At 67.8% G+C, this 21,657-nt stretch carries 24 protein-coding genes and 1 pseudogene; 9 read left to right on the forward strand and 16 right to left on the reverse strand.

The genetic code is table 11. From position 1 onward, the window contains the following. Positions 1–41: 41 nt before the first annotated feature. The gene (locus OVA21_RS18700; RefSeq protein WP_268093076.1) at positions 42–713 is read left to right on the forward strand and encodes an enoyl-CoA hydratase/isomerase family protein; all 672 of its coding nucleotides are present in this window, start codon (positions 42–44) and stop codon (positions 711–713) included. A 113-nt stretch (positions 714–826) separates the two neighbouring features. On the opposite strand, the gene OVA21_RS18705 is transcribed toward OVA21_RS18700, so the two are convergent. From OVA21_RS18705 to OVA21_RS18715, 3 genes are read right to left on the reverse strand one after another with little or no spacing between them, the layout of a single operon-like run. Further along, positions 827–1,429: a TetR/AcrR family transcriptional regulator gene (locus OVA21_RS18705; protein WP_268093077.1), complete on the reverse strand. Its 603-nt coding sequence runs from the start codon at positions 1,427–1,429 to the stop codon at positions 827–829. Positions 1,430–1,481: 52 nt separating this feature from the next. Further along, the gene (locus tag OVA21_RS18710) at positions 1,482–2,381 is read right to left on the reverse strand and encodes a 3-hydroxyacyl-CoA dehydrogenase (protein WP_119193257.1); all 900 of its coding nucleotides are present in this window, start codon (positions 2,379–2,381) and stop codon (positions 1,482–1,484) included. Then, positions 2,378–3,811, reverse strand: coding sequence for an NAD(P)/FAD-dependent oxidoreductase (locus OVA21_RS18715; protein WP_268093079.1), 1,434 nt, complete (start codon positions 3,809–3,811; stop codon positions 2,378–2,380). The genes OVA21_RS18710 and OVA21_RS18715 overlap by 4 nt, the downstream gene beginning before the upstream one ends. Before the next feature lie 210 nt (positions 3,812–4,021). Here OVA21_RS18715 and OVA21_RS18720 point away from each other — a divergent pair, with 210 nt between their 5' ends. From OVA21_RS18720 to OVA21_RS18730, 3 genes are all read left to right on the forward strand, one after another. Beyond that, entirely contained in the window at positions 4,022–4,270 is a 249-nt protein-coding gene (locus OVA21_RS18720) for a BatC protein (protein WP_119193263.1), read from the forward strand. A 6-nt stretch (positions 4,271–4,276) separates the two neighbouring features. Beyond that, positions 4,277–5,512, forward strand: a complete 1,236-nt coding sequence (locus OVA21_RS18725; RefSeq protein WP_268093080.1) for a cupin domain-containing protein — start codon at positions 4,277–4,279, stop codon at positions 5,510–5,512. Positions 5,513–5,604: 92 nt separating this feature from the next. After that, the gene (locus OVA21_RS18730; RefSeq protein WP_268093190.1) at positions 5,605–6,420 is read left to right on the forward strand and encodes a sucrase ferredoxin; all 816 of its coding nucleotides are present in this window, start codon (positions 5,605–5,607) and stop codon (positions 6,418–6,420) included. 79 nt (positions 6,421–6,499) lie between these two features. On the opposite strand, the gene OVA21_RS18735 is transcribed toward OVA21_RS18730, so the two are convergent. The 4 genes from OVA21_RS18735 to OVA21_RS18750 form a co-directional block, all read right to left on the reverse strand. After that, positions 6,500–7,402 carry an HNH endonuclease gene (locus OVA21_RS18735; protein WP_268093081.1) on the reverse strand — a complete coding sequence of 301 codons (903 nt, stop codon included), beginning with the start codon at positions 7,400–7,402 and terminating at the stop codon, positions 6,500–6,502. Positions 7,403–7,461: 59 nt separating this feature from the next. Then, complete coding sequence (locus OVA21_RS18740; protein ID WP_268093082.1) at positions 7,462–7,899, reverse strand: (deoxy)nucleoside triphosphate pyrophosphohydrolase; 438 nt, start codon at positions 7,897–7,899, stop codon at positions 7,462–7,464. A gap of 61 nt (positions 7,900–7,960) precedes the next feature. Continuing rightward, positions 7,961–9,061 (reverse strand): hypothetical protein, encoded by a 1,101-nt coding sequence (locus tag OVA21_RS18745; RefSeq protein ID WP_268093083.1) that lies wholly within the window; start codon positions 9,059–9,061, stop codon positions 7,961–7,963. Positions 9,062–9,119: 58 nt separating this feature from the next. Continuing rightward, positions 9,120–10,274, reverse strand: coding sequence for a phosphotransferase family protein (locus tag OVA21_RS18750; RefSeq protein WP_268093084.1), 1,155 nt, complete (start codon positions 10,272–10,274; stop codon positions 9,120–9,122). A gap of 308 nt (positions 10,275–10,582) precedes the next feature. Between OVA21_RS18750 and OVA21_RS18755 the strand changes: the two genes are divergently transcribed. The 3 genes from OVA21_RS18755 to OVA21_RS18765 all read left to right on the forward strand — a co-directional run bounded on the left by OVA21_RS18755 (position 10,583) and on the right by OVA21_RS18765 (position 13,839). Next, positions 10,583–11,563, forward strand: coding sequence for an LLM class flavin-dependent oxidoreductase (locus OVA21_RS18755; protein WP_268093085.1), 981 nt, complete (start codon positions 10,583–10,585; stop codon positions 11,561–11,563). A gap of 63 nt (positions 11,564–11,626) precedes the next feature. After that, a complete protein-coding gene (locus OVA21_RS18760; RefSeq protein ID WP_442778964.1) occupies positions 11,627–12,256 on the forward strand; it encodes a trimeric intracellular cation channel family protein in 630 nt (209 codons plus the stop codon). Between the two features lie 92 nt (positions 12,257–12,348). Further along, positions 12,349–13,839 carry a glutamine synthetase beta-grasp domain-containing protein gene (locus tag OVA21_RS18765; protein ID WP_268093087.1) on the forward strand — a complete coding sequence of 497 codons (1,491 nt, stop codon included), beginning with the start codon at positions 12,349–12,351 and terminating at the stop codon, positions 13,837–13,839. Between the two features lie 54 nt (positions 13,840–13,893). Here the strand turns inward: OVA21_RS18765 and OVA21_RS18770 are convergent, their stop codons facing one another. The 4 genes and pseudogenes from OVA21_RS18770 to arsB all read right to left on the reverse strand — a co-directional run bounded on the left by OVA21_RS18770 (position 13,894) and on the right by arsB (position 16,535). Beyond that, positions 13,894–14,523: an arsenate reductase ArsC gene (locus OVA21_RS18770; protein ID WP_268093088.1), complete on the reverse strand. Its 630-nt coding sequence runs from the start codon at positions 14,521–14,523 to the stop codon at positions 13,894–13,896. Positions 14,524–14,589: 66 nt separating this feature from the next. Further along, positions 14,590–14,982 (reverse strand): arsenate reductase ArsC, encoded by a 393-nt coding sequence (locus OVA21_RS18775; protein ID WP_442778965.1) that lies wholly within the window; start codon positions 14,980–14,982, stop codon positions 14,590–14,592. A gap of 39 nt (positions 14,983–15,021) precedes the next feature. Next, a pseudogene (locus OVA21_RS18780) lies at positions 15,022–15,426 on the reverse strand (arsenate-mycothiol transferase ArsC); the annotation flags it as partial. Continuing rightward, the gene (gene arsB, locus OVA21_RS18785; protein ID WP_069390035.1) at positions 15,423–16,535 is read right to left on the reverse strand and encodes an ACR3 family arsenite efflux transporter; all 1,113 of its coding nucleotides are present in this window, start codon (positions 16,533–16,535) and stop codon (positions 15,423–15,425) included. The gene arsB and the pseudogene OVA21_RS18780, both read right to left, overlap by 4 nt. 98 nt (positions 16,536–16,633) lie before the next feature. Between arsB and OVA21_RS18790 the strand changes: the two genes are divergently transcribed. Then, positions 16,634–16,984, forward strand: a complete 351-nt coding sequence (locus tag OVA21_RS18790; protein ID WP_067716176.1) for an ArsR/SmtB family transcription factor — start codon at positions 16,634–16,636, stop codon at positions 16,982–16,984. A gap of 126 nt (positions 16,985–17,110) precedes the next feature. Here the strand turns inward: OVA21_RS18790 and OVA21_RS18795 are convergent, their stop codons facing one another. From OVA21_RS18795 to OVA21_RS18815, 5 genes are all read right to left on the reverse strand, one after another. Continuing rightward, complete coding sequence (locus tag OVA21_RS18795; protein ID WP_063972255.1) at positions 17,111–17,680, reverse strand: TetR/AcrR family transcriptional regulator; 570 nt, start codon at positions 17,678–17,680, stop codon at positions 17,111–17,113. A gap of 105 nt (positions 17,681–17,785) precedes the next feature. Continuing rightward, complete coding sequence (locus OVA21_RS18800) at positions 17,786–18,463, reverse strand: lysophospholipid acyltransferase family protein (RefSeq protein WP_227022378.1); 678 nt, start codon at positions 18,461–18,463, stop codon at positions 17,786–17,788. Between the two features lie 146 nt (positions 18,464–18,609). Next, on the reverse strand, positions 18,610–18,867 hold the full coding sequence (locus OVA21_RS18805) for an oxidoreductase C-terminal domain-containing protein (protein ID WP_007628308.1): 258 nt from the start codon (positions 18,865–18,867) through the stop codon (positions 18,610–18,612). Between the two features lie 183 nt (positions 18,868–19,050). Further along, positions 19,051–20,439, reverse strand: coding sequence for a cytochrome P450 (locus tag OVA21_RS18810; RefSeq protein ID WP_007628310.1), 1,389 nt, complete (start codon positions 20,437–20,439; stop codon positions 19,051–19,053). A gap of 17 nt (positions 20,440–20,456) precedes the next feature. Then, positions 20,457–20,777, reverse strand: coding sequence for a 2Fe-2S iron-sulfur cluster-binding protein (locus OVA21_RS18815; RefSeq protein WP_007628312.1), 321 nt, complete (start codon positions 20,775–20,777; stop codon positions 20,457–20,459). A gap of 121 nt (positions 20,778–20,898) precedes the next feature. Between OVA21_RS18815 and OVA21_RS18820 the strand changes: the two genes are divergently transcribed. Next, on the forward strand, positions 20,899–21,657 hold a 759-nt coding region (locus OVA21_RS18820; protein WP_268093089.1), incomplete at its 3' end, for an AraC family transcriptional regulator ligand-binding domain-containing protein.

Below are 21,657 nucleotides of genomic sequence, written 5' to 3' on the forward strand. Positions count from 1 at the left end.
CCCACCCGCACCCCACAACCCACCACCCGAGAGGACCACCCATGACCCCGACCCTGACCCACCACGAGGACATCGCCGTCCTCACGCTCGGCGACGACGAGAACCGCTTCACCCCGGACCGGCTCGACGCGATCAATGCCCACCTCGATGAGGTCGAGCAGTCGGCGAAGGGGCTCGTCACCGTGGGGTCGGGCAAGTTCTACTCCAACGGACTCGACCTCGACTGGCTCATGGCCAACTCCGACCGCCTCGACTGGTACGTCGGCCGGATCCACGAGCTGTTCTCCCGCGTCCTGACGTTCTCCCTGCCGACGGTCGCTGCGGTCAACGGGCACGCCTTCGGCGGCGGCGCCATGCTCGCGACGGCCCACGACTTCCGGGTGATGCGCGACGACCGCGGCTACTTCTGCTTCCCCGAGGTGGACATCAACATCCCGTTCACACCGGGCATGGCGGCGCTCATCCAGGCCAAGACGACCCCGCAGACGGCGATGACCGCGATGAGCACGGGCCACCGCTACCCGGGGTCCGAGGCGAAGGAGGCGGGCCTCGTCGACGACACCGCTGCGGAGGCCGAGATCGTCACCGCGGCGCTCGGGCGTCTCCAGCCGATCCTCGGCAAGGACCGCACCACTCTCGACGCCATCAAGTCCACGATGTTCGCCTCCGTCACCGAGGCACTTCGGCAGAGCCCGGAAGGAGAAGCGGGGTAACACGGATTCGGCCGCACGACGAGAGCCGCCGCTCGGTATCGCACACCGGGCGGCGGCTCTCACGTGATCACGGGCCCGGCGTCTCGCTGCCGGACGCCCGGGCCTCCTCGGAGCTAACAGTCGTCTCCGTGAGCGAGCACCTCGAAGGCCTCGTCGAGCAGATCGGCCAGGGAGGGGTCGCCCTCGCGTTGCCGTGTCGCATGTTTCCTCAGCGCGGCGCCGCACGCGGCCATGCTCAGATCCACCGTGAGTCGGGCGCGGAACTCCGTGCCGCTCTCCACGCGCTGACGGGCCGATTCGTACAGAGGGCCGAGGATGTCCTCGATGTCGGGTCGCCTCTCCGGGCCCAGGACGAACCCGATCCGCTCACCGAGTACGGCGAGGTTGCCGAGGGCGACGATGTCGTCCTCGGGCCGGGTGTAGGCCTGCTTGAGGATGCCGTGGAGGATGCGCAACGCAGACATGTCAGAGGGCGCGTTCTCCACCTGCTTCGCCCACCGCGCAACCTGTTCGCGGACGAAGTACAGGAACACGTCCTCGCGGCGGGCGAAGTAGTTGTGAAACGTCCGCGTGGAGACGCCGGCCCGCTCGGCGATGGCGGCGACGGTGGCCCCTTCCACGCCGTGGCTGACGAGGAGTTCCACCGCCGCCACCGAGAGCCGTGTCCGGGTGTCGGCCTTCTCGCGCTCGCGCAGACTAGCTCTGCACGATTGCACGGCCGTGCAAGGAGATGTGGCCAAGCTCTCCCGCGTCGCGGACCGCCTCGGGTCAGGTGTGGTTCCAGCTGGTGACCGGCTCCTGCACGTTGCCGTCGGAGTCGTAGGTGTAGAAGCCCTCCCCGTCGCCGAGGCCGGCCTTACCGGCGTCGATGCCCTTCTGGAGCAGGTCGGCGAACTTGATCCGCGTCGGGTCGCCGGAGGCGCGGGCGATGTTGGCGGCGACGTTGAAGCCGACGGTGTCGTAGACCTGGAACGGGCCGGCGGGCGCGCCGGTGGCGGTGCGCCAGACGTTGTCGATGTCGGCGGGATTGGCGATGCCGTTGACGTAGAGCTCGGCGCCCGCGTTCAGCCAGGGGACGAGCAGGCCGTTGAGCAGGTAGCCAGGTGTCTCCTTGAGGACGGGCACCGGCACGAGTCCGATCTCGGCGGCGAACTCGAGCACGATCTCGAAGTACTTACGGTCGGTCTGCTGCGCGACCATCACCTCGCCGGTGTTGTAGCGCCAGACGAGGTTGGCGAAATGTAGGGCGAGGAACCTCTCGGGTCGTCCGGTCTCGGCCGCGAAGTCGCTGGGGCGGAGGGTGGAGGTGTTGGTGGCGAAGATGGTCTTCTCCGGCGCGCTCTGGCCGATCTTCGTCCACACGTCCTTCTTGAGGTCGAGATTCTCCGGCACGGCCTCAATCACCAGGTCGGCGTCGGCGACGGCCTCGGGGATGTCGGTGGTGGTGCGGATGGAGGCGATGGCTTCGTCGAATCTCCTCTCGTCGAAGTCCGGCAGGTCGCGCCTGTAGTAGTCGCGCATCCATTCCCACCGCTCCGGGAGCTTGGCCACGAGCTCGTCGGAGATGTCGTAGCCGGTCACGGTTTTCCCGTGGTAGGCCGCCTGCATGATGATCTGGGAACCGAGTACACCGGTTCCGAACACGGTGACGTTCGTGATGTCCGTCATGACTGGCTCCTCTCGCCCGGGGTGGCGACCCCGGTTGCGGTTCTGGTCGCGGATTCGGCGTTGGCGCCGGTGGTGGGTGTGGCGGCGGGTTCGGTGGGACCCTGCCGTCGGGCCCGAGCGTACTCGTCCGGCTGGTGCACGACGACCTGTGTGCGCCTGCGGGTGAGGTAGTCGCGGAACCACGACACGAGTGCGGCGGCGCGCTGGGACCAGCCCGACAGCAGGACGAGGTGCACTCCGAGCCAGGCCAGGAAGGCGAGCATGCCCTGGATCTGGAACCGGCGCGGGCCCATCTCCGCGATCGCGTGGCCGCGGCCGACCATGGCCATCACGCCCATGTCGCGGAAACGGAACGGCTTCCGTTCCCGTCCTTGGAGGTCCGCGCAGATGTTGTCGGCCGCCCAGGTGCCGGACTGTTTGGCCACCGAGCCCAATTGGGGCAGTGCGCGGCCCTTCGCATCGGTGATGTTCGCGGCGTCGCCGAGGACGTACACGCCCGGCACGCCGGGGGCGGTGAGGTCGCGTTCGACGTCCACACGCCCGCCGCGGCCGGTCGTCAGACCGGCGGGCTCGAGCAGGCCGGAGGCCTTGAGCCCGGCCGTCCAGATGACGATGGCGGCCGGTAGCTCGGTGCCGTCCTCGAGCTTCACGCCGCTGGTGGAGACCGAGGAGACCGCTCTGCCCAGGTGGATCCGGACGCCGAGCTCTTCGAGGCTGCGGCGGGTGTACTTCTGCGAGCGCGTCGAGAACGGCGGCAGGACGGTGTCTACCATGTCGACCAAATGCACCTCGCACTGCGCGGCGGCGAACTCGTCCGAGTAGTACTCCGACACCACGAACTTGATGTTCTCCGCGATCGCGCCGGCGGTCTCGACCCCGTTGGGGCCCGCCCCCACCACGACCACCGCGAACGTGCCCCGGCGCTCCGCGGCGTCGCGGGTCGCGGCGGCTCTCTCGAGCGCGCCGAGCATCGCCGAGGACAGGCTGGTGGCGTCGTCGACGGAGTACAGCGGGTACGCCAGCTCGCGCGCTCCCGGGGTGTCGAAGAAGTTGGGTTCGGACCCGGTGGCCAGCACGAGAATCCGGCCGCGATACGTCAGCCCGTCGTCGGTGGTGACGGTCTTGGCGGCGGCGTCGACGGAGGCCACGCGCGCGGTCCTGATCGTCACGTGCTCCCGTTGGCGATGCAGGATGCCGCGCAGCGGGCGCGCCACGGTGGAGATCGCGATCTGCGCGGTCGCCGCCTGGTAGAGCAGCGGCTGGAACTGGTGGTAGTTGTTCTGGTCGAGCAACAGCACGTCCACGCCGGAACGTCCCAGTTGCTTGGCGGCGTAGAGGCCGGCGAATCCGGCACCCACGATCACCACGTCGTGTTGGATCGCCGAGTGTCCGTCGGCGGGATCAGTGTCTTCTGCCGATGTATTCGCCATGGCTCGTCCCTACTCGGCCTGTGAGGAGATGTCCACCGCGGGCCATCGCCCGCGGTGGACCGGTCGCGGGCGATGCCGGACCGGTGCCATAGTGGGAATCGCACGTCCCATCGTGTCCGGGCGTACAGCCTCGACAGGTGGCCACATCGCACGACATCGCGCAGCTCGACCCCGTGCGGGTCTGGGCCTGCACCGAAGAGAGGAATGCAGATGGCTATCAACGACGACGACATCACCACCTCCGGCGCGCGGGGAGAGGGCACCGCGGACGGCGGCTCCAACCCGGGCGGGCATGACGGCGGCGCTGACGGTTCCGCTTCCGCGGGCGAGGGCACTGCCGACGGCGGCTCGAACCCCGGCGGCCACGATGGTGGCGCTGACGGCTCGGCCGGCGAGGGCACTGCCGACGGCGGCTCCAACCCGGACGGGCACGACGGCGGCGCTGACGGCGCGGCCTGAGCGAAGGTGCTCGAGCGGTGCGTCGCACGCGGCCGGGATGAGTTCGCGGCGGACTACTGGGGTCACCAGCCCCTGCTGAGTCCGGCGGCCCGTCTGCCGCGCGACTTCTCCGACCTGCTCACGCCGGCGATGGTCGACGAGATCATCGCCGAACGTGGCTTACGCACGCCGTTCATCCGGATGGCGCGGGAGGGCACGCTCGTAGACCGGGCCTGCTTCACCCGTACCGGCGGGTTCGGCGCACTGATGCCCGACCAGGTCGACCCCGACGGCGTACTCACGGAGTTCGCCGCCGGGGCGACGATCGTGTTGCAGGGTCTGCACCGGTTCTGGCCGCCGATCATCGACTTCGTCCGAGGCATGACCTCGGACGTCGGCCACCCGGTGCAGACCAACGCGTACATCACCCCGCCCGCAAACCGGGGGTTCGATCCGCACTACGACGTCCACGACGTCTTAGTGCTCCAGGTGTCCGGCACCAAGCGGTGGCGTGTGCACGAGCCCGTTCATCACCATCCGCTGCCTGACCAGCCGTGGACCGATCACCGCGAGGCGATCGCCGAACGGGCGAAGGACGAGCCGGTCATCGACACCGTGCTCGAGCCGGGGGACTGCCTCTACCTGCCGCGCGGCTGGATCCACTCCGCCGAGGCGCAGGGTGACACCTCCATCCACCTCACGGTGGGCGTGGCGCCACTCACCGGGCACGACGTCGCCACGGCGATGATCGAGGCACTGGCCTCGGAGGAGGAGCTGCGGGCGTCGTTGCCGTTCGGGCTCGCCCCGGTCGATGCCGCGCGCGCGGAGCCCCACGCCCGCGAGGTCCTCGACGTGCTGGCCCGGTTGATCGGCGAGAAGCAGGAGCAGCTCAGCGCTCTCGCCGGCGACGCGCTCGCCGAGAAGTACCTCGACCTCACCAGGCCTGCCGCGATCCGCCCGCTGGCCACCCTCGACGCCGTCGAGTCCCTCGAGCCCGACACCCGGCTGCACCTGCGCGAGGGGCTCCATGCACGGGTGGACTGCACCGACTCCGACGCCGACTCCGTCGCCGCCAATCTCGGCACGGTGGTGTTGAGGCTGCCCACCAAGTTGGTGTCGTTCCCGGCGGTATGCGCTTCCGCCCTGCGCGCTGTCCTTGAGGGCGCTCCCGTGAGTGCCGGTTCGCTGCCCGGCCTCGATGCCGACGACGGCCTGGTGGTTCTCCGGCGGTTGCTGCGGGAGGGCGTGGTGGTGGCGCTGTGAGCAGGCCTGCGGACTGGGAACCGTGCAGTGACTCGTCGTTGCGCCGCGGCGATCCCCTGGACGGGTCGGGCTCCCGGGGATTGCGATGGCTGATGGTCGAGCTGGCCGGCCCGTGGGGTTATTCGGCGTTGCTCGACTCGCCGTCACTCCTTCCGCCCGAGCTGGGTCGCGAGATCGCCGGGCGTGCCCAGGAGGCTGATGTGCGGGTTGCCGCGATCCGCAGGCCGGGTCGTCGTCGTCATACAGAGGAGCGACGCTGGCGGTGGGCGCTCGCCGACGCCCGGCCCGGGCATGAGTCGCTGCGGTGGGGCGCGGTCGACGGCCCGGTCGGGTACGCCGAGATCCCCCTCGACGGTTCCGCCGGCACCCCGTCAGCGGACCCGCTGGTCGCGGTGTGCGCGCACGGCAAGCACGATCAGTGCTGCGCGGTGCGGGGGCGCAGCGCCGCGGCGCGGATCGCCGAGCGGTACCCGGAGGCGACCTGGGAGTGCTCCCACCTGGGCGGCGACCGCTTCGCCGCGACGATGCTCGTCCTGCCGCACGGCCTCTTCTACGGCCGCGTCGACCAGGCGCAGGACCCGGCCGACATCGTCGCCCGCTACACCGAGGGCCGCGTCGACGAGCGGTACCTGCGCGGACGCAGTAGTCATTCGGCGGCCGTGCAGAGCGCCCAGCACCATGCCCGTGCGGTGGTGCCCGACGACCGCATCGACGCCTTCGCCCCGGTTCGCGTCGTGGAACGGGACGAGCACGTCGAGGTGACGCTCGAGGGCCCGCGCGGTCCGGTCGAGGTGTGGCTGCGGGAGACCTACTCGGAGCCGATCTTCACGATGTGCCGGGCCCACGCCCCCGGTCCGGTGAGGCAGTGGGAGCTGGTCGACATCACAGACGGATCAGAAAGAAGCTAAAGTGAAATTATGCGCCCGGCGCATATCAGCCCACGTCGATGGAGTGTCGCTAGCCAGCGCCCGGCTTTCTGGCTAGCTTTCAGCCGGCGTTCTTGAACTCATCGTATCGGGCTGCCAACCGTTCCCTGTCGGGCTTATCGGGGCCACGTCTCGGCAACCAGAGATTGCGCTGGTTCATCTCCTGTAGGCCGTGGCTTAGCATCGGGCCGTCTACCTCCGCGAGCACCTCTTCGTTTATGTGAACGGTGTAGTCAGGCGAGATTCCTAGAATGTTCTCGTCATAGGCTGCGTGGTGAATTTTGCAGAGGGAAAGTCCATTTGTCACGTGAGGTTGACCTTCGTCTTCCGAATCGGCAGTAATATGTGCTGCGTCCAAGAGGGGAACCTTTTTGAGTACGCAAACAGCACACCGTTCGCCATAGGCGGTCAGTACGCGCGCACGAAATTCTGGCTGATGCAAGCGCTGACGTACGACTCTTTCTGCGTATCGTCTTTGGTCTTCGGTTAGGTGTGAGGGGTCAGGGAGGAAACGAAGGCTCTCATCGAGGGCCAAGAGGAAGCGCTGATGTTCCGGTTCGTCTTTCACAACGTAAACAGGCATGATAGGTACGAATTGGCCGGTCGCTACCTTCCGAAGCATCACAATCGGTAGGCCGAGCTTCATTGCTTCGCGCAGCTTCTTATTTGAACCGCCTCGGGGGTCTTGATCCGCGCGCTGTTTTTCGTAAGAGTAGCGATATAGCGAATTCCCATGATCGCCATCATCGTATTCGCTATCGGGGTCACTTACGATAGTAAGCGTCGCCGCGTATGATCGCGGGTTCCAAATTCCCTTGTAAGAGTTCAGAATTCGTTCGGGGCCCCAGCCAAAATCAACCTGATTAAGCCATTCGCGAGAGAGGGTTGGGTTCGATGCAAACTCCGCTGCGAGAGCGTGCATCAGGGACTTGCGCTTAGTTAGCTCAAGTGACAGGTCTGGCATGTAATGAAGCATGCCAGGTGGGATCCGTTCTAACCTGGTTTTGTGAACCCTCGATACGCTTAATTCGCGTCGGGTCGCCGTTGCTTGACTGCCATGCAGCGTGGTCGCGATGCACTCAGTTCAAGCGCTGCGACGGCAGGGAGATCCGGTGTCGCCCAGTCGAGCGATGAAAGGGCGGGGAGAGGTAGCCAGCGCAATTCATCGTGATCGGAGCTACGGGTAGGTGCCAATGCAGACGTGACGAGGTAGCAGGCCAGGTCAATGTCGAGATCGCCGACCGTAGTTGCCGTCCTATCGACGAGACTGCCAACCGAGATCGAGATCCCTAGCTCTTCCTGGATCTCGCGAATCAGTGCGCGTTCGGGGGTCTCGCCGTCGTCGATCTTCCCGCCTGGAAACTCCCACTTGCCGGCCGCGGACTTGCCGGGTGCTCGTTTGCAGGCGAGCACCTTGCCATCCCGATAGAACACTGCCGCTACCACTTCGATCCGCGGCAATTGAGCTCCCTTGTCAGCGCGCTTAACATTCGGGAGTAGACCTTATCGTCAGCGGCGCCAGTCACTCAGCCATATCTCCCCAGTCGTCGAATCCCGACGGGTCGTGGCGGCCCAGGTTCGCGTGCTCGAACAGGCCCCAGCCCACGTCGCCGTTGCAGGTCGCCCGGGCCACGTGGTCGACGGTGTTGAACGGCAACATGGATACGACGTCCGGGGCAGTCATGTCGTAGGTGACCGACTCGCTCCAGTCGCGGCCCATCCAACGGCCGTGCGACCACGCCGGGTCGCCCACGTAGCCCGCGCCCATGCTCAGCGGGACACCGAGCAGGGTCTCCACCTCGAGGAGGAGCGGCTCGCCGCGCGGGTTCGTCAGGTGCAGCCGGGCGCACTCCGGGTGACGGGTACCGCTGCGGTAGTCGACCTCAAGCCGTGGCCAGCCCAGCTGCTCGATCCGGCCGTCGGCGAACACCCGGCTCGCGTGGTTGAGCGTGCGATGGCCATCCGGACTCTCCTGCAGGATGATGACCATCGCGTAGTCATCGAACCGCAGCGGGATGTACGTCCACCAGAATCCCTCGCGCGGCTCCGCGGCCCACCGCCCCGGCGGATCCGACTCGCCACTCGGGCGGATTCCCCACGAACGGTCGCGCGTACCGAGCCACACGTCTGGGTCCACGGCGAAGTCGCGGCCGTCGACCGAGAGCATCCCCGACCAGCTCCCCACCTGCGCGAAGCGGCTCGCGTCCAGCATCGCCCGCGTACCCTCCAGTAGGACGTGCCTCTCCTCCAGGACTGCTTCGAACGAGCCCTCCCACGTCATGTCCATGGACAGGTCCGGGTGCTCGCAGATCAGACGCAATGACCGTAGCGGCTCGATCAGCTCGATCCGGTACCCGCCCACCGCCGGCTTGAGCGACCGCGACTCGAGCGCATCGGAGAACCGCACGGACCGCTGCGCATCCTCGTGGCGCACAGTCGCGAATGCGTCCACGACGCCGAGGTTGGGATAGACCCCGAACCCGGTCACCAGGAACACCTCGCCGGTGCGGTCGTGCGCGTTGAAGTAGTAGCGGTCGTAGAAGTTCCGATCGCTCGTCACCGCCTGCGCCATCGGCAGCGGCGTCTGGTGGACGGGGAACTCGTCGAGCGGGGTGGGTTTCACGTGGATCCTCGGAAGTGGTCGGCCGGGGGCGCGGCGGGGGAGGGGCCGGTGGGCGCGGTCAGTCTGCGATGAGCCGGGCGAGCATGGCGTGGTGGAGGACGTACTCGTCCGGGTGCGCGGGAGCGTCCTGCTCACCGAAGTGGATACGACGTCGAGTGATCCGCGACAGGATGATGGCCTGCCGCAGCCCGGCGTACACGTAGTAGAACGGGAGATCTCGAACGGTGGCGCCGGTGAGCTGCTCGTACTGCTCGACGACCTCGCCGTGGTCGAACAGGTCCGGAATGCCGGGGAAGTCGAAGGCGACCGCGAGCTCCTGGAACAGGTCGTGGAAGTACAGGAACCACCCGAGGTCGACCTCGGCCGGAGCGATGGCCGCCATCTCCCAGTCCAGCACGGCCGTGGGGGTGGTGCCCTCGTAGAGGATGTTGCCGATGCGGGCGTCGCCCCAGCTCAGGACGTCCGGTCCGGTCTCGTCGGGCCAGTGGGCGTCTATCCACTCGAAGGCGCGCTCGATCACCGGGATCGTGAGCCCGTCCTCGCGGGTCGTCCACTCGTAGTAGGCGCGCTGCTCGTCGACGTGGGCGCGCAGCGCGCTCATGCCGGGAGCGGGCGCGAGCGACGACACCAACTCGGCCGCCTGCGGGATCTGGTGGATCGCCGCCAGCACCGCGACGGACTCGCGCTGGAACTCCCGCCGTCGCTCGGGGGCCATCTCCAGCAACCAGCCGTCGAAGACGTACGGGGGATTGTCGACCGGCGCGCGGCCCGTGGCGCGGTCCATCACCAGGAAGGGCGTGCCGAGGATGGCCGGATCCTGCTCGAGCCAGCGGACACCGGGGACCGGCAGGTCGGTGTTCTCGCCGACCACCCGCATCACGTCGAACTGCTTGGCCAGGTCGTAGACGGGAAACACCGGAAACGCGTCGTCCTGCGGACACATCCGGGCCACCAGCTGCGCCGACTGCGGCTCGGCCGTGCCTCCTGGCGAGGCCGGGCCGGCCGGGGTCCAGGTGGCGTCGAAGAGGACCGAGATGTTGGACATCCCCGAACTCTCCGGCCTGCTCACCGCCGAGACCTCGACACCTGCGGAGGCGTCGACCTCGTCGCGGGCCGCGAGCCAGGCGGTGAGGCGCTCGCGGAACTCGTCCAGGTCCGCCTCGCCCGAGGTCACCCGTTGGTGGAGTGGTTCGTCGGAGCGTGCGGTGGTCATGCGATCGTCGTCATGTGGTTCGGACCCTTCGTACGGACCTGATGCGCGGGCGGGACCCGCACCCAGCCCAGTGTGACCCAACGCATAATCCGGGGGATCTGAAATGCGCATCCCCGCAGTCGCCCACGCGGTCTGGGGCGGGGACCCTCGTCGTCGTCGTACTTCGTCGCAGTGCTTCGCCGTAGTTCCCTGGACCGACAGGGGGTGGGGAGATCGGTGATCCGTCACCGACATGGGCGGATCGGTAGCCTCTGGGCGTGGGCCAGCACGGCCCTTAATGCAACGGTGAACGTAGAAAAAGGTGTGTTGTGTCGGTCCCCTTGAGCATCCTCGACCTGGTCTCCATCTCGGAGGGCTCCGCCGCCCGTGAGGGCATCGCCGCGTCGATGGAGTCCGCGCAGCTCGCCGACCGGCTGGGCTACTCGCGACTCTGGTTCGCCGAGCACCACAACACGCCCAACCTCGCCTCCAGCGCCACGGCGCTGCTCATCTCGCAGGCGGCGTCGGTGACCGAGCGGATCCGCGTCGGCTCCGGCGGCGTCATGCTGCCCAACCACGCCCCGCTCATGGTGGCCGAGCAGTACGGCACGCTGGCCAACATCCACGGCGACCGCATCGACCTGGGCCTCGGCCGCGCGCCCGGCACCGACGGCATGACCGCCCAGGCTCTGAGCCGCTCGTCCGCCGAGCCGCAGGCCTTCGCCCGGCACATCTACGACCTGCAGGGCTGGTTCGGCGAGGAGGGCACGGCGCGGAGCACCCCGATCCTGTCGTCGGTCTCGCAGAACACGGAGGTGCCGATCTGGGTGCTCGGCTCCACCGTCAACGGCGCGTCCATCGCCGGGCAGCTGGGGCTGCCGTTCTCGCTGGCCTCGCACTTCGCGCCCGATCAGATCGACGACGCCATCCGCGTCTACCGCGACTCGTTCAGCACCGAGGCGCCCACCGCGCGCATCGACAGGCCCCAGGTGATGGCCGGCATCAACGTCGTCGTGGCCGACACGGACGAAGAGGCGCAGCGGCAGTTCACCACCCTGCAGCAGATGTTCCTCGACCTGCGGGCCGGGCGCAGCCGCAAGATCCAGCCGCCCGTCGACCCGTCGGAGTTCGCAGGCAGCACGCCCGCGATGCTCGAGATCAGCGCCGTCGGCTCGCCCGCCACGGTCAGGGCGCAGCTGGACGAGTTCGTCGAGCGCACCGACGCCGACGAGCTCATCACCGTCACCTACGCCTACGACCCGGCCGTGCGGAACCGGTCGATCGAGCTGCTCGCCGACCTCTGGTTCTAATCACGCGTCGCACCCGTGGAATTCCTCACCATACTGTTCCTCATCGGTATCACCGCCGAGGCGATGACCGGCGCGCTGGCCGCCGGTCGCGAGCGCATGGACCTGTTCGGGGTGGTGATCGTCGCGTGCGTCACCGCCATCGGCGGTGGCTCGATCCGGGACGTCCTGCTGGGCCACTATCCGCTCATCTGGGTGGAGAATCCGTCCTACCTCGCGTTGGTCGCGCTGGCCGCGGTCGTGACCGTGTTCGTCGCCCCGCTCATGCGGCACTTCAGGGTGCTCTTCCTCGGACTCGACGCACTCGGACTGACCGTCTTCGCGATCTTCGGTTCCCGGATCGCCCTCGAGATGGGCCACGGCGTCCTCATCGCCGTCGCTGCCGCGGTCATCACGGGCGTGTTCGGGGGAGTCATGCGTGACCTGTTGTGCGACCGGGTGCCGCTCGTGTTCCGGCACGAGTTGTACGCCAGTGTCGCCATCCTGGCCGCGCTCGTCTACGTGGGTCTCGCGGCTGCGGGCGTCCCGGAGAATTGGGGCGCGGCGATCACCCTCGTCGTGGGGTTCGGCCTGCGAGTGGCCGCGATCCGCTTCACACTCTCACTGCCGGTGTTCGACTACCAGGAGATCGAGCACCGTCGACGCGGACGTCGTCGGCACCGCTGGAGCCGGGTCTCGTCGGCAGACCTGGACTGACGCATCGGGCTCGTCAACCGCGGCGCGCCCCCGGCCGCGCGCAGGCCCCGCCGTCCGGAAGCGGGCCGGCCCCGCCGCTGATAGAACGGGGCATGGCCATCGACGCACTGGAACCCCACCCGCTCGTCCGACTACTCGGCAAGCCCTCGGCCGACTTCACCGCCGCCGACCTCGTGCGGGCCACCGAAGAGCTGGAGCTGAGCCAGGTCAACCTGCGCTACGTCGGCGGCGACGGCCGGCTCAAGACGCTCGCTTTCCCCATCAATTCGCGCGAGCACCTCCACGAGGTGCTCACCCGCGGCGAACGCGTGGACGGCTCGAGCGTCTTTCCCGGCACCGACACCGACGCCAGCGACGTCTACATCGTGCCCCGGCATCGCACCGCGTTCCTCAACCCCTTCGGAGAGCGCTGCTCGCTCGACGTGCTGTGCGCGTTCTACGCGCCCGACGGGACGCCGCTGCCCTATGCGCGCGAGCAGGTGGTGCGCCGCGCCGCCGAGGCGCTGACGCGGCAGACCGGCATGACGCTCGAGGCGTTCGGCGAGCTCGAGTACTACCTCGTCGACGCGCCCGAGGCGATCTACCCGGTCGAGGAGGAGCGCGGTTACCAGGAGTCGGCGCCGTTCTCCAAGCACGAGCGGGTCCGCGAGCAGGTGCTGGGCCACCTCGCCGCGATGGGGATACCGCTGAAGTACGCACACGGCGAGGTCGGCAACATCCTCACCGATGACCGGCAGATGGTCCAGCACGAGATCGAGCTCCAGCCCCTGCCCCTCGAGCAGGCGGCCGACGCCCTCGTCCTGACCAAGTGGGTGGTGCGCGAGGTCGCCTACTCCCACGGCCTCGAGGCGACCTTCGCCCCGCTGGTGAGCGGCGAGGGCGCCGGCAACGGCCTGCACATCCACAGTCGCCTGGTACGCGACGGCGCCAACGCCATCGTGGGTGAGGCGGGCATCAACGACACCGGGCGACGCCTGATCGCCGGTTACCTCGCGGCGGCCAGGGCCCTGTCCGCGGTCGGCAACACGGTGCCGACGTCCTACCTGCGGTTCGCCGAGGGCGACGAGTCGCCCGAGGACATCTGCTGGGGGATGCAGGACCGCACCGGCCTGGTCCGGGTCCCGTTGGCCTGGGGCGGCGACGTCCTGGCCGACATGGTCGCCCACGCCAACCCCGGCAGCTCCGAGCCGATCCCCGAGCCCGCCACGCACCCCCAGACCGTCGAGTTCCGGCTCGGCGACGGCTCAGCCGACGTGCACCTGCTCCTGGCGGGCATGGCCGTGGCGGCCAGGTGCGGGCTCGACGACCCGGGCAGCCTGGAGCAGGCCGAGCGCCTCAACGCCGCCGACGGCGAGGACTTCGAGACCCTGCCCACCTCGTGCGCGGAGTCGGCCGACGTGCTGGAGGCCGAGCGAGAGATGTTCGAGGCCGACGGTGTGTTCCCCGCCGAGCTCATCGACTCGGTGCTCGCGGGGCAACGCGGTGATGACGACGACGATGACGACGACGACGAGGTGGGCGACTCCGGAAGCGGAGAGGCCGACCGGGATGAGCTCATCCGCCGTCACTGGCACGTCGGCTGAACGTGCCCGGTCGGCGAGGTGGCACTACCGGCCGTGCGGCTCCCGCGGCTCAGCTCAGCGGCTGATCTCCGCCCACAGTGCCCGGACCCGGCCGTCGATCTCCTCGACGATCCGGCGGACGGTGTCCTCGGACTCACCCCGGGGGTCGACCAGGTCCCAGTCCAGGTAGTTCTTGCCCGGGTAGACGGGGCACGCGTCGCCACAGCCCATGGTGATCACGTAGTCGGCCGCGCGGACCACGTCGTCGGTCAGTGGCTTGGGGAACGCCCCGGCCATGTCGATTCCCCGGGACTCCAGCTCGGCGAGGACCCGCGGATCCACCTCCGAGCTGGGGAGTGAGCCGGCAGACCGGACCTCCACGTCCGCGCCGGCATGATGCCGCAACAGGGCCGCGGCGATCTGGGAACGGCCGGCGTTCTGGACGCAGACGAACAGCACCTGGGGGACCGCGGACTCGAGCTTGCCCTGGGCCAGTGCGAGAGCCCGGAGCCGATCGGCCGCGAAGTGCTGGGCCAGTGCCGCGAGATGTGTCCTGACCTTCGCCGTGCGGCCCAGCGTCGCGTAGGACTCGAACACGTACCGCTCGACGGTCTCCGGCGAGAAGATCCCCTCGTATGTCGTGGCGAGTCTCTCGGCGGCGCGGTGCAGGACGTGGACGTCCAGCTCGGGGGTGTCGGTGATCATGAGGGGCCCTTTCAGCTTGAGGTGGAGCCGGAGGTCACGCCGATGGAGATCAGGTCAGGGGAGCCACTACGACTCGGTCTCGAGCAGTTCGGAGATCAGCGCGGTGACCCGCCGCTTGATCTCGTCGCGGATGGGGCGGACGGCCTCGATTCCCTGGCCTGCCGGGTCCGCCAAGTCCCAGTCCTTGTACCGCTTGCCGGGGAAGATCGGGCACGCGTCGCCGCAGCCCATGGTGATGACCACGTCGGAGGCGCGGACGGTGTCGGTGGTGAGGATCTTCGGGGTCGCCGAGGTGATGTCGACGCCGTCCTCGGCCATCGCCTCGACGGCGACCGGGTTGATCTGATCCTTGGGTGCCGACCCGGCAGACAGGACGTCGATTCGTCCTCCGGCCAGGTGGGACAGGTAGCCGGCGGCCATCTGGGAGCGCCCGGCGTTGTGGACGCAGACGAACAGCACCCGGGGCCTGGAATCGGTCAGCTCTGCGAGCAGGGTGCGGACGCGGCGATCGATGTCGTCGCGGACCAGACGCATCCGCTCCATGCCCTCGATGCCCCGGTGCGACGGCTCGTCGGTGCGCCAGATTTCGAGCGCGCTGACCTCGTCGTCGTCGATCTCCCCGGCGGCCTCGTCGCCCAGGACGATCACCCGGTCCACCTGTCGCAGCAGGTCGGGGTCGACGGCCGTGGGGGTCTCGCCGGACATGTCGGCGCCGACCTCGGCGACCACCTCCGCGGACAGCGCGTTGACGGCCGAGCCGGGCCGGGTCCCCGCCGAGTGCACCTCGATCGCGTCACCGGCGTGCAGGCGCATGAGCGCCGCCGCCATCTGGGACTTGCCGCCGTTCTTCACGCACACGAACAGAACGCTGGGGACGTGGTGCGCCTGCTGCTCCCCGGTCATGAGCGGGTCCCGGTCACCGAACGATCGGGCAGGGTCGGGTCGCCCGGGAAGAGTTTCGGTCCCGCCCACAGGGCGACGTAGACGAGCCCGATGAGGACCGGGACCTCGATGAGCGGCCCGACCACGCCTGCGAGGGCCTGGCCGGAGGCGATGCCGAAGGTGCCGATCGACACCGCGATCGCCAGCTCGAAGTTGTTGCCCGACGCGGTGAAGGCCACGCTGGTCGACTTCGCGTAGTTCAGCCCGACCGCCCGCGAGGCGAACAGGCTGATGAGGAACATGAGGACGAAGTACAGCAGGAGGGGCACGGCCATCCGCGCCACGTCGAGCGGCTGGGACGTGATGGCATCGCCCTGCATGGCGAACAGCAACACGATCGTGAACAGCAGCCCGTAGAGGGCCCACGGGCCGATCCGGGGGAGGAACGTCTCCTCGTACCACTCCCGGCCCTTGGCCCGCTCGCCGAACACTCGGGTGAGGAAGCCGGCCAGCAGCGGGATACCGAGGAACACCAGCACCGAGAGCACGATCGCCCACACCGAGAACTCGGCCGTCGTGGTCTCCAGCCCCAGCCAGGAGGGCAGAAGCTGGAGGTAGAACCAGCCCAGGGCGCCGAACGCCACGACCTGGAACACCGAGTTGATCGCCACCAGCACCGCCGCGGCCTCCCGGTCGCCGCAGGCCAGGTCGTTCCAGATGAACACCATGGCGATGCAGCGGGCCAGGCCGACGATGATCAGCCCGGTACGGAACTCCGGCAGGTCGGGTAGGAAGACCCACGCGAGGGTGAACATGAACGCCGGACCGGCGATCCAGTTGAGGAACAGCGACAGTGTGAGGAGCTTCCGGTCACCGGTGACCCGGTGGGTCTCGTCGTAACGGACCTTCGCGAGGACCGGGTACATCATCACCAACAGGCCGATGGCGATCGGGACGGAGATCCCGCCGATCTTCACCGAGTCCAGCGCCCGGTCGAGGCCGGGGATGAACCGTCCGAGCAGTAGCCCGACGGCCATCGCCGTGAGGATCCAGAGGGCCAGCCAGCGGTCGAGGAACGACATCTTCTTGGCGACCGGTGCCACGCCGGGCCCGGTCATCATGGTGCTCATCCGGGAGAACGTCCTTAGATCGATGATTGTCTATGGGGGAGGCTAGGCTGACATATCGGTGAGTGTCAATGTATCTTCGGGGTCAGGTGAGGTGGACGATGACAACAGTGGAACCCGGCCTGTCGGCCCCGGTGCAGGACGCGTGTTGCTCGATGTCGGCGGGGCCGGTGGACGCTCCCACCGCCGAGCGGATGTCGGCGCGACTCAAGGCGCTCGCGGACCCGATGCGGCTGCGCCTGTTGTCGCATATCGCGGCTCAGGGGTGTGACTCGGTGTGCGCGTGCGACCTCCTCGAAGTGGTCGACATCAGCCAGCCGACGATCAGCCACCATCTCAAGAAGCTCGTCGAGGCCGGGTTGCTGGTCCGCGAGCAGCGCGGCAAGTGGGCGCACTACTCGGTGGTGCGCGAGTCCTTCGACGACCTGCGCAGCTTCCTCGACCTGTCCTGACCGGGTGACGACCCCTGCCCTGTGGTGTGCTTTCGCATGGCGCGGAAGTGCGCGGTGGAGTCGAGAAGTGAGCGGTTGCCCGGAGTGGTGGCCGGACGGCAGGCTCCCGACGCCCGGCGTAGGTCACTATTCGAGTGAGAGGAACCGGACGGCGACCTCGGAGATCTTCCGCGCTGTCGCGGTTCGGTCCCACTTGGGGAGCGCAAGATGACTGACCGTCAGGCGCACCAGGGTGTCGGCCGCGTCGATGACATCGCCCGGGGGGAGACCCGGATAACTCTCCGCGACCCATCCGGCCAGGGTGTCGGAGGCGAGGTCGAGAAGCGGCGCGGATGTCGTGAGCAGCGGGAGCATCCCCGTGGACGCCTGACCTCCCGCATCAAGGTCACGGTTGGAGATGAGCACCGCCTTGAGCAGGGGGCTGCGCCCGGCCTCGTTCAAGGTGTAGTCGACGGCGGCTGCGATGCCTCGCTTCGCATCGCCGATGTGCGCCTCCAGCGCGCCCCGGATGCCCTCGAGGAAGTGCGAGGCCTCCCGGAGTACGACGGCTTCTCCGAGGCCGGCCTTGTCACCGAACTCCTTGTACAGAGCCGCCCGCGACACCCCGGCACGATCAGCCACCTGCCCCATGCGCACCCGGTCCCAGCCGCGGTCGACAGTCAGGTCGTGGGCAGCCTCGAGGACAGCCAGGCGCATGTGCTCCTTGAATCGTTCGCGCATTGACGGTGCCCGCATGACAGAAAGGTTAGCGATTCCTGTCTCGCGATCGACTCGCGTCACTGACTTGGACACGGCCACACGCTACCTAGCGTGCTCGTCGGCCAGTTGGTCGACCATCGCTGCGAGGGTGTCCTGAAGTCTTTGCACACCCGCAGCGGCTCCCGTCGCCGTCGGCAATTCTCGGAGGTCCTCGAGCGGGACCGGGTCCCCGACCAGCAGGGTGACCCGACGACGGCGGCCCAGCACCACCCTTCCTTCGTAAGCTGGCGCGATGGCCTGCACACCCCATTGGGCGACGGGGATCAATGGGACTGACGTCTCGAGCGCGATGCGAACAGCACCCGACCTGAGCGACATCAGACGTGCATCCGGTCGGTTCGTGATCGATCCCTCCGGGTAGACGACGACGAGGGCGCCGCGATCCACTGCTTCGATCGCGGCGCGGATCCCGGCTCGCCCGTCGGAGCGGTCGACCTGGACGTGGCCGGCCGACCGAAACCACCAGCCCACTGCTCTGCTCTGAAACAGGCTCGATTTTGCCATGAACCGGGGGGTCCGGCCCTGGGCGAGGACCATCTCCGCGAGGAAGAGCGGGTCGGCTTGGGAGACATGGTTGGCCGCCAGTACTGCGCCCCCCGACCCGGGAAGGCGCTCTGTACCGCGCCAGTCCGCTCTCCTGACGAGCAGCAGAAGGGGTTTGCAGACGACCAACGCGAGCCACCATGCAGGGCCGCGGGCGTCCGCGGGTGCGCGTCGCACGCCTGCGGACTGATGCGAGTCACGGGCGCCCGGAACGAAAGGCAGAAGTCTCATCGCGGGCCCTGCCGTCGACCTCCAAACCATCCTTGTTCACCTCGGGGGTCAGACGTTCGGTGGTGACCACGACCAGTGGTCGGTCTGCTTGCTCACACCGCCACCTCCGGTGTCAGGGCAGTCGTGTCGACGGCGACTTGGCCGAGAATGCCGTTGGTGGTCATGGAGTCCCCGGGGCGGTTGACGCTGTCAGCGGCGACCGGCTCGCCCTGCCTGAGGTAGTAGCAGGTGCGGTTTCGGTCAGAGGTGGGGTCACCGCTCAGGACGATGTCGTCATAACCGTTGTTGAGTCCCGCGATCCGCAGCTTGTGGTCGTACTGGTCCGACCGGGACCATGGGAGCGCCGACACCTTCTTGTCCCTTCCACAGATCGTCCTTGTTCCTTCCACAGGTCTTCGAGAAGGGGGTCGCTGGTAGGGCAACATCGGCTCGTCACCGGCCCACGATGTCACCGGACCAACCCTCCCGGCGGAGGCGGGTGGCCGACTGCGCGCCGGCATGGCTGGCGCCGACCACCACCGCGCGCCCCGAACTCATCCGGTTCCCTTGGGGGTGAGCTCGACCATCAGCTTGCTGATGCCGCGAACGAAGTTGGACTGCACGTACTCCGGCTCACCGACGACATCGATCCTCTCGAAGCGTGGGAGCAGCTCCTCCCAGAGGATCCGCAACTGCAGCTCGGCCAATCGGTTGCCCATGCACCGATGGACGCCGAACCCGAAAGCGATGTGGTTGCGGGCGTTGGGCCGGTCGATGATCAACTCGTCCGGCCGCTCGAACACGGACTCGTCCCGGTTACCTGACGCGTACCACATGACCACCTTGTCACCCTTGCGGATGAACTGGCCGTTCACCACGGTGTCGGTCTTGGCGATCCGCCGCATGTAGGCAAGAGGGGTCTGCCAGCGGATGATCTCCGAGACCATGTTGGGGATCAGATCCGGATTGGCCTTCAGCTTCTCGAACTGGTCGGGGAACTGGTTGAGCGCGAGAACCCCCCCACTCATCGAGTTGCGGGTGGTGTCGTTGCCCCCGACGATGAGCAGGATCAGGTTGCCGGCGAACTCCATTGGTCGCTTGATCAGGTCCTTGGTGGCCTCGTCGCTCTGCAGCATCGTGATCAGGTCGAAACCCGGCTCTTCTCCCTCCGCCAGGCGGGCGGCCTTGTCATGCCACAGTGCGCTGAGTCCACGCGCCATGTCGACCATGCCCTTGAACAGCTCGTCGTTGTCGGAGGGCCCTCCATTGGCCTGCTCCATGGAGGTGGCCAGGTCCGACCACTCGACAAGCTTGTGGCGCTGCTCGTAGGGGAAGTCCAGCAAGGTCGCCAGCATGCGCGCGGTGAGCTCGATCGACACCGTCCTCACCCAGTCGAAAGGCTCGTTGACGGGCAGGTTGTCCAGGACGTCCCTGACGCGCTCCCGGATGAGGCCCTCCATCTCGCGCAGGTTCTTGGGAGCCACCACGCCTTGGACGGCGCGCCGTTGAACGTCGTGCCTGGGCGGATCCATGGCGATGAACATGGCGATGTCCATGAACCGCGGCGGCGCCCCGATGACGATCAGGGGCTCGGCGGAGAAGGCCTCGTGGTTCTTGTCCACAGCGATGATGTCGGCGTGCCGCGTCACCGACCAGAACGGCCCGAACGGACTGTTGGGCTGGTAGTGCACCGGGGCCTCGTTACGCAGGCGCTCGAAGTAGGGGGCCCACTGCCCCTGTCGGTACAGGAAGGGGTTGCTGAGGTCGATGTCTTCGAGCGCGAGTTCTTCGACCGGCGGGATCGGGCGTTCGACGAACATCTTCTGCCCGTTCGTGCCCGTCAACCAACGTCGGCTCTTGTCGTAGAGGTGCGCGGCCTGGACCTGGCGATCCAGGGGTATGGCGGCGTCGACCTTCGTCTTCACTGCGTCAGGGATCTTCATCTCGTCAACACCTCCTGTTACATCTGGAATTCAGGCAACTGCACGGTCAAGCCGTCCCATGACCGGGAGACCTGGACTTGGCACGACAGCCGCGACGTCGGCTCTCGCTCGGGGTTCATCGACAGCATCTCCTCCTCCTCCGGGCCGGAGGGGCCGACCTTGGCGGCCCAGGCGGAATCGACGATCACGTGGCAGGTGCCGCATGCGGCCTCTCCGCCGCAGTCACCATCGATGCCCGGAATGGCGTTGTTCGTGGCGACCTGCATCAGCGAGCAGCCCTCCTCGATGGGCGCCTCGTGCTTCTCCCCGTCGTATGACACGAAGGTAACGACTGTCATCTACAACTCCCTCACTATTGACTACGTCATCGACATTTTCTCCAGTATTGTCGTTGATATCGGCGATGACCATGTTGAATCGTGTCATCCTGCTGTGAGATCGGGTCACGTGAGGAGCGCTGTGCAGAGAAGCGAGCCGGGCGTCCCAGCGCTTGCCTTCGCGCAGCTGCTGGCCAGTCCGGCGATCGATCCGGACAGTGCCGAGCAGTTCCGTGCCATCATGGCGCGCGAGGGAACCGGGGAACTGTCTCTGATCCGGACCCAGGAGCAGGCACCGCTGCGGTGGTTTCGCGAGGTCTACCCGGACCTCGATGCCGAGCAGGCAACGAAGCTGGGGATCGCCTGCGCGGAACAGGCCCAGCTCACGTCCTTCGGGCCGTTGAGCGTGCCGCTGGTCAGCGCAGGAACCGTCGCCCAGGTCGTTCAGCTGTTGACCTATCTTCCCGTGATCACCGAGGCCGTCACCACCCAGTCCGATCCCCAGCGCGACGACCTGACGATCCGGCTCACCGGGAACGCGGCAGACCCCGACCTGGACTGTCTCGCCGTCACCTACTGCGGACTCGCCCTCATGCGGTTGGTCGACCGACTGGTCGACGACGCGTCGGAGGTGACCATGCATAGTCGCTGGCCGGAGCCAAGCAGCGGGGCTCGAGAAGCCTGGCCGGGGGCGCGGCTCATCTTCAACGCCCCCCTGTCCTATGTGCACATCCCTGAACGGACGCTACACGCGGCCTGCCGCTTCCCCGACCCAGTCGCCTACGACGTCGCCGTCACCAGCCTCCAGCAGGCGCTCGAACGTCAGGGCGGCAGCCCGGAGTTCACCCGCAGAGTGCGGGCGTTGCTCGAGGACGGGTCCGGGGTGAGGACCCTCCAGTCG

The organism is Dietzia sp. SL131 (assembly GCF_026672565.1).
Lineage (GTDB): Bacteria > Actinomycetota > Actinomycetes > Mycobacteriales > Mycobacteriaceae > Dietzia > Dietzia kunjamensis.

Excerpts from the sequence above, each read along its gene's own strand:
- OVA21_RS18810 (WP_007628310.1), bottom strand. The coding sequence starts at position 20,439 with ATGAAGATCCCTGACGCAGTGAAGACGAAGGTCGACGCCGCCATACCC.
- OVA21_RS18760 (WP_442778964.1), top strand. The coding sequence starts at position 11,627 with ATGACCGGCGCGCTGGCCGCCGGTCGCGAGCGCATGGACCTGTTCGGG.
- OVA21_RS18700 (WP_268093076.1), top strand. The coding sequence starts at position 42 with ATGACCCCGACCCTGACCCACCACGAGGACATCGCCGTCCTCACGCTC.
- OVA21_RS18750 (WP_268093084.1), bottom strand. The coding sequence starts at position 10,274 with ATGACCACCGCACGCTCCGACGAACCACTCCACCAACGGGTGACCTCG.
- OVA21_RS18790 (WP_067716176.1), top strand. The coding sequence starts at position 16,634 with ATGACAACAGTGGAACCCGGCCTGTCGGCCCCGGTGCAGGACGCGTGT.
- OVA21_RS18815 (WP_007628312.1), bottom strand. The coding sequence starts at position 20,777 with ATGACAGTCGTTACCTTCGTGTCATACGACGGGGAGAAGCACGAGGCG.
- OVA21_RS18710 (WP_119193257.1), bottom strand. The coding sequence starts at position 2,381 with ATGACGGACATCACGAACGTCACCGTGTTCGGAACCGGTGTACTCGGT.
- OVA21_RS18770 (WP_268093088.1), bottom strand. The coding sequence starts at position 14,523 with ATGATCACCGACACCCCCGAGCTGGACGTCCACGTCCTGCACCGCGCC.
- OVA21_RS18795 (WP_063972255.1), bottom strand. The coding sequence starts at position 17,680 with ATGCGCCTGGCTGTCCTCGAGGCTGCCCACGACCTGACTGTCGACCGC.
- OVA21_RS18720 (WP_119193263.1), top strand. The coding sequence starts at position 4,022 with ATGGCTATCAACGACGACGACATCACCACCTCCGGCGCGCGGGGAGAG.
- arsB (WP_069390035.1), bottom strand. The coding sequence starts at position 16,535 with ATGAGCACCATGATGACCGGGCCCGGCGTGGCACCGGTCGCCAAGAAG.
- OVA21_RS18765 (WP_268093087.1), top strand. The coding sequence starts at position 12,349 with ATGGCCATCGACGCACTGGAACCCCACCCGCTCGTCCGACTACTCGGC.
- OVA21_RS18735 (WP_268093081.1), bottom strand. The coding sequence starts at position 7,402 with ATGCCAGACCTGTCACTTGAGCTAACTAAGCGCAAGTCCCTGATGCAC.
- OVA21_RS18730 (WP_268093190.1), top strand. The coding sequence starts at position 5,605 with ATGGTCGAGCTGGCCGGCCCGTGGGGTTATTCGGCGTTGCTCGACTCG.
- OVA21_RS18715 (WP_268093079.1), bottom strand. The coding sequence starts at position 3,811 with ATGGCGAATACATCGGCAGAAGACACTGATCCCGCCGACGGACACTCG.